Origin of the sequence: Hymenobacter rigui, from assembly GCF_003944715.1 — a bacterium.
Lineage (GTDB): Bacteria > Bacteroidota > Bacteroidia > Cytophagales > Hymenobacteraceae > Hymenobacter > Hymenobacter rigui.
The window spans coordinates 582,238-593,209 of sequence record NZ_RWIT01000002.1 but is presented as its reverse complement, the minus strand read 5'-3'; the positions used below and the strand labels follow the sequence as shown (position 1 = coordinate 593,209).

12 protein-coding genes are annotated in these 10,972 nt (G+C 59.1%); 8 read left to right on the top strand and 4 right to left on the bottom strand.

Going from position 1 to position 10,972, the window contains the following annotated elements:
* The first annotated feature begins 1 nt into the window (after position 1).
* The 7 genes from EI291_RS06750 (at position 2) to EI291_RS06720 (ending at position 6,160) form a co-directional block, all read left to right on the top strand.
* Positions 2-529, top strand: coding sequence for a chemotaxis protein CheW (locus EI291_RS06750; RefSeq protein ID WP_125419039.1), 528 nt, complete (start codon positions 2-4; stop codon positions 527-529).
* Positions 530-580: 51 nt separating this feature from the next.
* Positions 581-964 carry a response regulator gene (locus EI291_RS06745; protein WP_125419038.1) on the top strand — a complete coding sequence of 128 codons (384 nt, stop codon included), beginning with the start codon at positions 581-583 and terminating at the stop codon, positions 962-964.
* Positions 965-1,021: 57 nt separating this feature from the next.
* On the top strand, positions 1,022-2,107 hold the full coding sequence (locus tag EI291_RS06740) for a chemotaxis protein CheB (RefSeq protein WP_125419037.1): 1,086 nt from the start codon (positions 1,022-1,024) through the stop codon (positions 2,105-2,107).
* Positions 2,104-3,735, top strand: a complete 1,632-nt coding sequence (locus EI291_RS06735; protein WP_125419036.1) for a chemotaxis protein CheA — start codon at positions 2,104-2,106, stop codon at positions 3,733-3,735. Before EI291_RS06740 ends, EI291_RS06735 begins: the two co-directional genes overlap by 4 nt.
* A gap of 61 nt (positions 3,736-3,796) precedes the next feature.
* A complete protein-coding gene (locus tag EI291_RS06730; RefSeq protein WP_240635393.1) occupies positions 3,797-4,435 on the top strand; it encodes a chemotaxis protein CheC in 639 nt (212 codons plus the stop codon).
* 146 nt (positions 4,436-4,581) lie between these two features.
* On the top strand, positions 4,582-5,673 hold the full coding sequence (gene speB / locus EI291_RS06725; protein ID WP_125419035.1) for an agmatinase: 1,092 nt from the start codon (positions 4,582-4,584) through the stop codon (positions 5,671-5,673).
* Positions 5,674-5,824: 151 nt separating this feature from the next.
* Positions 5,825-6,160 (top strand): phage holin family protein, encoded by a 336-nt coding sequence (locus EI291_RS06720; RefSeq protein ID WP_125419034.1) that lies wholly within the window; start codon positions 5,825-5,827, stop codon positions 6,158-6,160.
* 87 nt (positions 6,161-6,247) lie between these two features.
* Here the strand turns inward: EI291_RS06720 and EI291_RS06715 are convergent, their stop codons facing one another.
* The gene (locus tag EI291_RS06715; protein WP_125419033.1) at positions 6,248-6,955 is read right to left on the bottom strand and encodes a DUF4349 domain-containing protein; all 708 of its coding nucleotides are present in this window, start codon (positions 6,953-6,955) and stop codon (positions 6,248-6,250) included.
* Positions 6,956-7,117: 162 nt separating this feature from the next.
* Between EI291_RS06715 and EI291_RS06710 the strand changes: the two genes are divergently transcribed.
* The gene (locus EI291_RS06710) at positions 7,118-7,699 is read left to right on the top strand and encodes a GAF domain-containing protein (RefSeq protein ID WP_125419032.1); all 582 of its coding nucleotides are present in this window, start codon (positions 7,118-7,120) and stop codon (positions 7,697-7,699) included.
* On the opposite strand, the gene EI291_RS06705 is transcribed toward EI291_RS06710, so the two are convergent.
* The 3 genes from EI291_RS06705 to EI291_RS06695 form a co-directional block, all read right to left on the bottom strand.
* Positions 7,652-8,338, bottom strand: a complete 687-nt coding sequence (locus EI291_RS06705; RefSeq protein WP_170172541.1) for a DUF4349 domain-containing protein — start codon at positions 8,336-8,338, stop codon at positions 7,652-7,654. The two genes, EI291_RS06710 and EI291_RS06705, sit on opposite strands and share 48 nt — an antisense overlap.
* Positions 8,339-8,707: 369 nt before the next feature.
* On the bottom strand, positions 8,708-10,012 hold the full coding sequence (gene murA, locus EI291_RS06700) for a UDP-N-acetylglucosamine 1-carboxyvinyltransferase (RefSeq protein WP_125419030.1): 1,305 nt from the start codon (positions 10,010-10,012) through the stop codon (positions 8,708-8,710).
* Between the two features lie 129 nt (positions 10,013-10,141).
* Entirely contained in the window at positions 10,142-10,873 is a 732-nt protein-coding gene (locus EI291_RS06695) for a DUF4290 domain-containing protein (RefSeq protein ID WP_125419029.1), read from the bottom strand.
* Positions 10,874-10,972 lie beyond the last annotated feature (99 nt).

Genomic DNA, 10,972 nt, shown 5'->3' with positions numbered 1-10,972 from the left:
AATGCCTGACTCTGAAAAAAGCGTCAAACAAGATCCTATTATCCAGCTGATTGTGTTCCGGCTGGGAGAGGAGGAGTATGGGATTCGGATTGAGCAAGTAAAGGAGGTAACCATTACCCCGGAAATTGCCCGAATGCCCAAAACGCCGCCATTCGTGAAGGGTATTGCCAACCTGCGCGGCGACATCATTGCCATCATTGATCTGGAAGAGCGGTTCCGTCTGCGCACCGCCGGTCAGGAGATGCCTGCGGTGTCGTACACTATGGCCATTGAGGCTAAAGAGTACACCATTGGCATTATGGTACGCGAGGTGCCGCAGCCGCTGTCTATCCAGCAATCCATCATCGAAAAGGCGCCGGAGTTCATCCAGGACATCAACATTCACGACAAATACATTGAGGGCATTGCCAAAATCGAGGACCGCATTGTTGTAGTGCTCGATATGCTGAAACTGCTGACTCCTTCCGAAATCATGCAGCTGCAGCCGAAAACGGAATCTTCCGGGTCCGGCAGCCGTACAAAAGCATAGGCCGCTGAACTGTTCAGCTTAATTTCCCCCATTTCGCTTTTTGCCCTTCTCATGAAAAACCGCATCCTCATCGTCGACGACTCTTTTTACATGCGCACGATGCTCAAGAATATGCTTACCGACGCTGGTTACGAGGTGGTAGGCGAGGCAGCCAACGGCCAGCAGGCGCTGGAAATGGCCGCCGCTACTAAACCCGACCTGATTACCCTTGATGTAATTCTGCCCGATAATACCGGCCTGGATGTACTTAAAGGCATTCGGCAGGAGCAGCCCGACGTAAAAGTGGTGATGTGCTCGGCCGTGGGCCAGGAAGTTATTGTGAACGAGGCGCTGGAAAGCGGTGCTACAGCCTATATCGTGAAGCCTTTTTCTGAGGAAAAAGTGCTGGAGATTGTGGGTAGCGCGCTGCAGGAAGCTGCATCCGACCAAGCCTAACCCGTTTGATTGCGCACGTGCCTCAGCCGTGTGCTCCCCGTGCGTTTACATTCCCCCGTGTCCGTTTCACCTCCTTCCTTCACCCTGCTACTCGGTAACCTGCCCACCTCCGTGCGGACAGCACTGACGCGGCTGTTATCTGTTACTTCCGGTCTGGAAGTAGTAGGTACTGCCATGTCGACCACTGAGCTGTCGGTACTGGCCCGGCGTTTGCGTCCGGGAGTGGCGCTAGTCACTGAGGACGAGCTTTCCGGGCTGGAGCAGCTGCAACGTCAGTTTCAGGTACCGGTACTGCTGTATTGTGCAGGGGTTCCATTGCTAGGTATGCTGCGGGAAGCCACACGTTTGGGTGTGTATGATTATATCACTGCTGTCCCCACAACCGGCCCCGAACTGGCTGAATGGAACAGTCAGCTCAGGCGGAAGCTGTTGGCAGCCCGTCCCCGTGCAGTAGCCGCGTTACCGGCTGCTATCAGTCGGCCGCGGACGGTTCCGCTACCCCCACAGGGGATTGTGGTTATCGGTGGCTCTACAGGCGGAGCACCGGCCGTGGAAACGGTACTGCAGGCTATTCCGGTTAGTTTTCCCTGGGCTATTGTGGTGGCGGTGCATTTGCCGGCCCACTTCACCGATACTCTGGTAGAACGCTTGCGTCGCATTACGCACTTGCCCGTGGAAGCAGCCGGCAGCGGTAGCCGCCTTGTGGCGGGTCGGGTTCTGGTGGCTCCTGGTGGCTACAACATAACTGTGCAGCCAGTTAGCGGCAGCCCCTGGCTGGGTTGGCAAACCGATTTTGTCAGTGAAGCCAGCCTAGATGTGCCCAGTATAGACATCCTGATGCAGTCAGCCGCGCGGCTCGCCGGCCGCAATGTGCTGGGAGTGGTTCTTACGGGCCTGGGGCAGGATGGCACGGCGGGTGCCCGGGCCATTCGGCAGGCGGGTGGTACGGTTATCGTGCAGGATGAAGCCTCTTCAGCCGTATTCGGCATGCCGAAATCAGTTATTCAAGCCGGACTAGCCACCGAAGTACACCCTCTCTCAGGCATTGCAGGGGCACTGATCAGTCATGTGCCAACCCGGCCAGTGAGCTTGAGCACTGGCACTGCTGGTATTTCCCGCCTTCAACCCGTAGCTGTACAATGAAGTCACGGGAACAGGAATACCGGGAAATGTTCATGGCGGAAGCGTTGGAGTATTACGACGCCATGAGCCGCCACATCAGTGAGCTGGAGCGTAACCCCACCGACGAGCCCGCCCTGAATGAGCTGTTCCGGTTCATGCACAACCTCAAGTCCAACTCCCGGGCCATGGGCTACAATGCCATTGGCGAGCTGGCCCACCACATGGAAACCATCTTCGGTCTGATCCGCAGTAAGGAGAAATCCTTTACGGGGTCTGTGGTACCGGTGCTTTTCACGGGTATTGATACGATTGGTGAAATGATTCGGGCGGTGGGGGCCAATGAGGACCTGCCCGAAGTAGGGCGTCTCATGGACAACCTGGACCGGCTAGTGCGCGGCGAAGAGCCCGTGCTGGAACAGGAAGAGGAGGATGACGAAGACGCCAACCGTAAGCTGGAGCTGTCGGATCTGGTATATATTCAAATCAGAAAGCTCGACCACCTGATGAATCTGGTGGGCGAGTTGATTATTGACCGGGACCGGGTACTCACACTGAGTCAGGAAATTGGCAACCCGGCTCTGGTAGCCGCCGCCACGCACCTTTCGCGGATTGCCGACGAGCTGCAGTACAGCGTGATGGATGCTCGCCTGGTAGGCGTAGGCTCCCTGTTCAGCAAATTTCCGCGGGTAGTGCGCGATGTGGCTGCGGCCGAGAAAAAGGATGTGGAGCTGACCATGACCGGGGAGGACATCCAGATTGACCGCAATATTCTGCAGATCATCACCGATTCCCTGCTACACTTGGTGCGCAATGCCATTGGGCACGGGCTGGAAACGCCTGCCGAGCGGGAAGCCGCCGGTAAACCAGCCCAGAGCCATCTGACCCTGTCGGCCCAGACCGAGCGGGACGACGTGCTGATTCAGGTGCAGGATGATGGCCGGGGCATTAACGTGGAGAGCGTGCGGCGGAAGGCCGTGGAACGGGGACTGGTAGCCGCCAACGTAGCCGCCACCCTCGATGACGACGCGGTGCGGGCGTTTCTGTTTGAGCCGGGTTTCTCGATGGCGAAGGAAGTAACCGAAATTTCGGGGCGCGGCGTGGGCCTGGATGTGGTGAAGCTGGCCATTGACTCGCTCGGCGGGCAGCTGCGGGTAGAGTCGGTACTGGGCCAGGGAACCACCTTTACCCTGGTACTGCCCACGTCGATTGCCGTGAAAGGGGCCCTGCTATTTCAGCTGGACCAACGCAACTACGCCATTCCGCTCATGCACACTGACTCGGTGGTGTCGCTGATGCCGGATAACTTCAACGTAGTGGGTGGCGTGCTGATTACCCGCGTGCAGGAAGAAAACGTACCGGTGGTATCCCTGCGCAAGCTGCTGCACAACGGCGACGGGCCTTTGCCGCCCGCTGTAAAGGCTGATGTGCAGGGCCGGCAGGATATCATCATTGTCAAGTATAATAACCGCCGGCTCGGCCTTGTCGTTGACCGGTTTTTGCGCCAGCAGGATATCGTGGTAAAACCCATGAGCAAACCGCTGGATACTATTGATTTGTTTGGCGGCGTTACGCTGTTGGGTAGCGGGCAGGTGTGCCTGGTGCTCGATGTGCCCGCGTTAACTCGACTGTTTTTAGCCAAACGACCATAATTTGCGTAATTGCAGGCCTTAGGCAACCGGCTTCGGCTGAATGTCTCTTCAACTGATTTCTATGGATTTGCACATGACGGAACTGGAGCGGGACATTATCCGCGAAATCCTGAATATCGGGCTGGCTCGTGCCGCCGATTCATTCGCGGTTATCGCCCAGGAGAAGGTGCTGCTGGAAGTGCCTAATCTGGATATTGTCTCCGGAAAAAGCATATTGGAAAAGGTAGGCGACCTGCAAACAGGTCACGTGGTTATCCAGTCCGATATCCGGGGGGACTTCAACGGCACTACGCTGATGTTTTTCTCCGGTCAGCATGTGCAGCGCCTCTCGCGGGTGTGCCTACGCATGAACACTTCCGATTCCGTGCAGATTGACGAGATGCAGGAATCGTTGCTGCTGGAAATCAGCAACATCATCACCGGCGCTCTGGTCACGCAGCTGGCCAACATCCTGAAGGCTCACATCTACGGTGCCCCGCCGGCCCATCCGCGCGGCGATATGGCCGCCTCCCTGCGCAACCTGCTGGTTGACCGGCCCATGGTGCAGCCGCTCATTTTCTCGGTAGTGACGCAGTTCTCCGACAAAGACAACTCGGTGGAATTGCCCCTGATGATTTTCTTTGACCGGGATACGTTCGAGAAGATTCTTGATATCATTCGCACCTACGATTTTATGGGCGGGCAGCAAACCGGTGCCTAACCCAGCGGCATAAGTCGCAACTGCTTGCAGGCAACATGGCCTCCGATGCTGAAACTGAAGCCATAAGGGCCTCAGCAACGGCGGACCGGGGCCATTGCCGTTGTCAGTAGTTATACAACTCACTTCTCACTTTTCATTTGATTACAATGGCTGACTCTGCATCTGCTCTGGAACGTAAACTGGCCAGTTTCGACCCTAATGCCTTGGGCGACACGGCTGGCGGCCTCTACGGCCTTCCTTTTACGCCGGAAGAGGCTCAGGTAGTGGTAGTACCTGTTCCCTGGGAAGTAACTGTATCCTACCGCGCGGGTACTGCCGCCGGCCCTGAGGCCATGCGCACCGCCTCCCTGCAAGTGGACCTCTACGACCCGGATCTGCCTGAAGCCTGGCGGATGGGCCTGGCTATGGAAGAGCCCGACGAGAAAATTGCGGCCGAAAGCCACAGCCTGCGCCCCCTGGCCGAGGAGTACATTGGCTGGCTGGAAGACGGCGAGCCGGAAGAAACCCACGCCTCGTTCGTGGATGTGCCCACCCGCATCAACCAGCGCGGCCAGGCGTTGCTGGAATGGCTGAAAAAGAAGACGGGTGCCTTGCTGGATGCCGGTAAGGGCGTTGTAGTGCTGGGCGGCGACCATAGCACGCCTCTGGGCTACCTGCACGCTTTGGCTGAGCGCCACGAGGAATTCGGGATTCTGCAGATTGACGCGCACTGCGACCTGCGGCCGGCTTACGAAGGCTTCGAGTTTTCGCACGCCTCCATCATGTACAATGCCCTGAAGCTGCCCCAAGTGAAAAAGCTGGTGCAGGTGGGCATCCGCGACTATTGCCAGCAAGAGGCCGAGTACGCCGCCCAAAGCAACGGCCGCGTGACCATGTTCACCGACCGGTTTCTGCAAAATGAGATGCTGGGCGGTAAATCCTGGAAGAAGGAGTGCAAAAAAATTGTGGCCCAGCTGCCCCAGAAGGTGTACCTGAGCTTCGACATTGACGGTCTCGACCCCAAGCTGTGCCCCGGCACCGGTACGCCCGTACCTGGCGGCCTGGAGTTTGAGCAGGCTCTGTACCTGATTCGGATGGTAGTACGCTCCGGCCGCACCATCATCGGCTGCGACCTGAACGAAGTAGCCCCCGGCGACACGGAGTGGAACGCTATAGTGGGCGCGCGCCTGCTTTTCCACATGGCCAACTGGATGGGCGTGTCACAGGGCCGCCTGAAGGCGCGTCCGCAGGAAAAATAGGTCAGCAGAAGTGTATTATGCCTTGGGCGGGCTGAAAGCGGAACAATAATTCGGTTTTCAGCCCGCCCAAGGCATAACTCATCCCGGGAGCATACGTACAGCATTCAACTCCCCGAATACTGTACTTTTCTCACCTAACACTTCCCTCGCTATGGGCTTTATTCTCAAGTTTCTGCTCTCGGCCATCATCACGTACGTGCTGGCCCGGTATCTGCCCGGCTCCCATATCGGGGGCTTCACGGATGCCGTGGTGCTGGTTATCGTGCTGGCTATCCTGAATGCGGTGGTAAAACCCATTCTGAAAATCATCGGCTTCCCGATTACTGTGCTGACGCTCGGACTATTCCTGCTGGTTATCAACGCCCTGATTGTGATGCTGGCCAGCTACCTGCTTTCGGGCTTCGAGGTGGATGGCTTTATTTCGGCCCTAATTTTCAGTATTGTCCTGTCCCTGGTTACCTCGGTGGTGGATATGATTGTGGACTAGCTCACGGCTGTCCGTAAACGCAACGCGCCCCGCTTTTCCGGTTTCGGGAAGGCGGGGCGCGTTGCGTTTAAGAGCATGCAGGCCGCATCAGGCCGGTAGCCGCCGCTGCCGCCGACGGTATATCAGCCAGCCGGCCAGGACCAGCGTGAGGGGCCACAGGTAGGTGAGAGCAACGACGAACTCACCCAGCAGATGCCAGCCGTACCGCAGCCCGGCTACCAGGCGCGGGGTCAGTGGGGGCTGCGGGGCCATTTCGGCCGGCACGGGCTGGTAGTACACCAAATCGAGCGTGCCCATGGTAGCTTCTTCGGCTAGCAGCTGGTCGCGGGCCGAAAGCACGCTGGCGGCGGTGTCCTGGGTGCGGGCCTGCAGCTGCTCGGAGGTCAGGTCGTGGGAGCGAATGTCCTTGCTTTCGACATAGCCCAGGCGGCCCAGGGCAAACGTGAGGGGCAGAAACCGCGCCGAGGGCACCCGGATGGTCAGGTGTTGCGAGTGGCGGCCGTCGTCGGTGGCTTCGTGGGCCTCGGCCAGGTAAGCCCCGTGCCGGTAGAGCAGCGTATCCAGCTGCACCGTGGCAGCTTCAAAGTCAGTAACCCGCATCCGCATATCGGCCTGGTAGATAACCGGGCGGTGGGTTTGCCAGAGCCGGCCCAGCGGCACATCGGGCAGGTTGGCGGCGGGCGGCACTACCAGCGGCTGTTTTTCTTCAACGGCCGCCGTGGCCTCTTCTTTTTGCTGGGCGCAGCTGCCCAGCAACAGCCCCAGCAGCGGGAGCAGTTGCCATAGTTTTTTCATCGGGATTCGGGAAGAAATGGGATAGATGAAAAAGCTGCGCAGCTTCTGCGGATTGATACGCGGGCCGCCAAAACGTAACCCGCTTCCGGTATCAGGAACCGGAGCGTAGCGGGGCCGTACATCCGTCAGTTGCTTGCTACACTGCGGGCTTTACCGTATTTCATGTCCGATTCCCTACAAACATCCGTGCAGATTGCCCTGGCCCACGCTCCAACCTCAGAAGCAGGTTTTACCGAAGCGCTGCGGCTGGTGGGCGAGTTTCTGCACGCCGACCGATGCTTCCTGTACGTGCGCGACCCGGCCGTGGGGCGGGGCCGCATTGCTTTCTGCTGGCGTCGTACCCCGGCTATTCCCGACCCGCGCCACGACTGGCAGGACGACACGACCGATTTGCCCCAGCAGGATCCGCTGTTTCGGGCGGCATTGGCGGCCCGGCCCTCGGTGTATGTGGAAGACGTGGAAACCGCCCCGCCCACTGTCCTCAACCGCGCCTTCGAGCACGAAACCTTCGGCCACCGGGCCCTGATTCACGCGCATATCACCGAAGACGGCCAGCTCTGGGGTATTCTGCAGCCCTGCCTGTTCGGGCAACCCCGGCCTTGGACGCCCGCCGAGCACGCGGCCGTGGAAAGCGTGCTGCCGGTGCTGCTGCCCGTTATTCAGCACTACATGCGGGTGGGGGCGGGGCAGGCGGCCTCAGATAGTGCGCCGGGCCCGGCGCTTGCGCCACCACCAGCGCAATAGCCCACTGCCGGCCAGCAGCCCCAGTAGCAGCGGCCACACCGAAACGAGGCCCAGCAGCAGGTTAATCAGCCACTGCCAGCCGCTGTAAAACGCTTCTACCAGTCGGCTCCCGAACGAGAGTACCGGCTGGTCGGGGGTGGGCAGGGTGAGGGGCTGGTAGTAGATGAGGGTGATAGTGGAGAAGCCGACTTCATCGTTGAGAGTGCGCAGGCGGCTTTCGGTGGCCTCAATATCCTCCCGAATTTCGCCCATATTCTCTTCAATTTCGAGGATGTCGGCTACTTTGCTGGCCTTGCTGAGCAGGGCCAGATACCGCTGCTCTAGGGCCCGCTTGGAGCGCAAACGCGCTGAAATATCAGCGTGCTGGGCCGTTACGTCTTCGGTGCTGAGCTCCTGGTGCTGTACGGTGCCCAAGCGGCCCAGACTCTGGAGTAGTATCTGAAATCGGGCTGGTGCCACCCGGATTTTCATCTGGTGCTGCCACTCTTCATCTTCCCGGGTTTCAGAAGCTTCCTGCACGAAAGCCCCCAGCGCCTTGGTCAGGCTATCCATGCGAACGTTGGTACGGGATACGTCGGCTACTTTCATCTTTACTTCCGCATGATACACCAGCTTACGGCTGGATGGCGGCTGTGCCATAACTGGCTCAGCCGTAGCCGATGAGGGAGGTAGCGCGTATGCCGCTGCATCAGATATTCCAGGTGCATCTGGTGGTGGCGGCGGCGGTGGGGGAGCCGCTTCAGCCGCGAGTTCTACTTGGTCCTGCTGTGCAGGCTCATGTTTGGCTTGGCTACAAGATATGAGCCCGACGAGCAGGAATAGCGCAATACGCTGACTGATTTGCATACACGAAAAGAATAAAGAATTATCCGATACACTATTGCCCGCCGCACTTCTGCTCTAACGCTCACGCTAGCCTCGACAGTATAGACCCCGGCCTATAAACACGCCGACCCGGCCGCCACACTGGGCAACCGGGTCGGGGTAGCAAAGCCGGAAAGCCGCCGATTAGAGCCGGCGAATCTGGGCACCTAAGGCTTGCAGGCGCTTGTCGATGTTCTGGTAGCCGCGGTCAATCTGCTCCACGTTTTCAATCACGCTGCGGCCGTCAGCTGATAGGGCGGCAATGAGTAAGGCCACGCCGGCCCGGATATCGGGGGAGGTCATGGTGATGCCGCGCAGGCGGGTGCGCTGGTCGAGGCCGATGACGGTGGCACGGTGCGGGTCGCAGAGAATTACCTGCGCGCCCATGTCGATGAGCTTGTCCACGAAGAACAGCCGCGACTCAAACATTTTCTGGTGAATCAGCACCGTACCCTTGGCCTGGGTGGCCACCACCAGCACAATGCTCAGCAGGTCGGGCGTGAAGCCGGGCCAGGTGTGGTCGGAGATAGTGAGGATGGAGCCGTCGAGGTAGGTAGCAATTTCGTAGTGTTTCTGGGCCGGAATGTGAATGTCGTCGCCGCGGAACTCCATCTGAATGCCCAGCTTGCGGAACGTGTCGGGGATGATGCCCAGCTCCGGAATCTGACAGTCTTTGATGGTGATTTCCGAACCCGTCATAGCCGCCAAGCCAATGAAGGAGCCGATTTCAATCATATCGGGCAGCATGCGGTGCTCGGTGCCGCCCAGGCGCTCCACGCCCTCAATAGTGAGCAGGTTGGAGCCGATGCCGTTGATTTTTGCGCCCATGCGCACCAGCATCTTGCACAGCTGCTGCAGGTACGGCTCGCAGGCAGCATTGTAGATGGTGGTAGTGCCCTTGGCAAACACGGCGGCCAACACGATGTTGGCCGTGCCCGTTACGGAGGCCTCATCCAGCATCATATACGTGCCGGTCAGGCCGTTTTCGGCTTTGATGCGGTAGAAGTCGGTGCCTTCGAGGGTGAGCTTGCCGCCCAGCTTCTCCAGGCCCAGGAAGTGCGTATCCATGGGCCGGCGGCCAATTTTGTCGCCGCCCGGCTTGGGCAGCTGGCACCGGCCGAAGCGGCCCAGCATTGGCCCCAGAATCATCACCGACCCGCGCAGGGCGCCGGCCTGGGCAATGAACTCGGGCGTATCCAGGTAGTCGAGGTTCACGGCGTCGGCCTGGAAACGGTAGGTATCCGAGGCCAGCTTGCCCACTTTCACACCCATGTCGCGCAGTAGCTCAATGAGCTTGTTCACGTCGCGAATGTCGGGGATGTTGGAAATCGTCACCGGCTCGTCGGTGGCCAGCACGGCGCACAGAATCTGCAGAGCTTCGTTTTTAGCGCCCTGGGGCACGATTTCACCTTTCAGCGGCTTACCGCCAATTACTTCAAAAGAGGCCATTCTTGGAGGAGTTAGGAGCTAGGAGTCAGGAGCTAAGAAGGAATGGATGAAGAAAAGGCAATCAAACACTGACCTGCTGCATAATCTTCCAAACTCCTGGCTTCTAGCTTCTAGCTCCTGCAAAGATAGTTACTGCGGGGGCTGCTGGGGTTCCTGGCGGTTTTTCTTGCCACCCCGGCGCTGCTTGTCGCGGCGGTTGTTGTTACCGCCCCGGCGGTCGGAGCTGCTGCGGTCTGAGCGGTCAGAACGCTCTTGGCGGGGCTGGGGCACGATGAACGGCGTAGTACGCGTGCCGGTAGCCGGCTGGGTCGAAAACTCGAACAGGTTCTGGGCATCCACCTGCGCCGGATCCAGCGTGAGCTGCCCGCCCGACAGCTCCTTCAGATGCTTGAGGATGGTGACGTCCTTGGCGTTTTCCTTGTTGTGGGAACGGTACAGGAACTTCATGGTACGGCCAATAACGATGGTAGCCTGCTCCCGCTCCGTGGGGTCTTCCAGGGTGAGGGCCTGTTCCACCAGCTGCTCCACGGCCCGGCCGTAGGCCCGGAACTTGGGGCCTTTGCTGGGATAGGTTACGCGGGCCGGGGCCTTGCGGTCGGCCGGGGCAACCAGCGGGAACGGGGAGTCCACGTCCAGCTCGCCATCGGCCATTTCGTAGAGGTGGTTCCATACTTTCTGCTGGCCATCGGGCTGGTCGCGCAGGCTGGGCTGAATGCGGAAAATCATCTGCACGATCAGCTGGGCGCGGCGGGTCCGCTCAGTGCGGTCTTCCACATCGCGCAGCTGCTGCACCAGTTGAAAGGTGCTCTGGCCGTATTCGCGCTGGAGCAGCTCGTGTTTATGAAGAGAAGGTAAGGTCATCAGGAATGGTATTCGGAGGGTCAAATATACGCCAAACCTTGCCCCGTTAGCATCTTGCTTTGGACAAGACCCAGCCGGGCAAGGTTCGGAAAAGAAAAA

Excerpts from the sequence above, each read along its gene's own strand:
- speB (WP_125419035.1), top strand. The coding sequence starts at position 4,582 with ATGGCTGACTCTGCATCTGCTCTGGAACGTAAACTGGCCAGTTTCGAC.
- EI291_RS06730 (WP_240635393.1), top strand. The coding sequence starts at position 3,797 with ATGGATTTGCACATGACGGAACTGGAGCGGGACATTATCCGCGAAATC.
- EI291_RS06705 (WP_170172541.1), bottom strand. The coding sequence starts at position 8,338 with ATGGCACAGCCGCCATCCAGCCGTAAGCTGGTGTATCATGCGGAAGTA.
- EI291_RS06735 (WP_125419036.1), top strand. The coding sequence starts at position 2,104 with ATGAAGTCACGGGAACAGGAATACCGGGAAATGTTCATGGCGGAAGCG.
- EI291_RS06695 (WP_125419029.1), bottom strand. The coding sequence starts at position 10,873 with ATGACCTTACCTTCTCTTCATAAACACGAGCTGCTCCAGCGCGAATAC.
- EI291_RS06745 (WP_125419038.1), top strand. The coding sequence starts at position 581 with ATGAAAAACCGCATCCTCATCGTCGACGACTCTTTTTACATGCGCACG.
- EI291_RS06720 (WP_125419034.1), top strand. The coding sequence starts at position 5,825 with ATGGGCTTTATTCTCAAGTTTCTGCTCTCGGCCATCATCACGTACGTG.
- EI291_RS06750 (WP_125419039.1), top strand. The coding sequence starts at position 2 with ATGCCTGACTCTGAAAAAAGCGTCAAACAAGATCCTATTATCCAGCTG.
- EI291_RS06710 (WP_125419032.1), top strand. The coding sequence starts at position 7,118 with ATGTCCGATTCCCTACAAACATCCGTGCAGATTGCCCTGGCCCACGCT.
- EI291_RS06715 (WP_125419033.1), bottom strand. The coding sequence starts at position 6,955 with ATGAAAAAACTATGGCAACTGCTCCCGCTGCTGGGGCTGTTGCTGGGC.
- murA (WP_125419030.1), bottom strand. The coding sequence starts at position 10,012 with ATGGCCTCTTTTGAAGTAATTGGCGGTAAGCCGCTGAAAGGTGAAATC.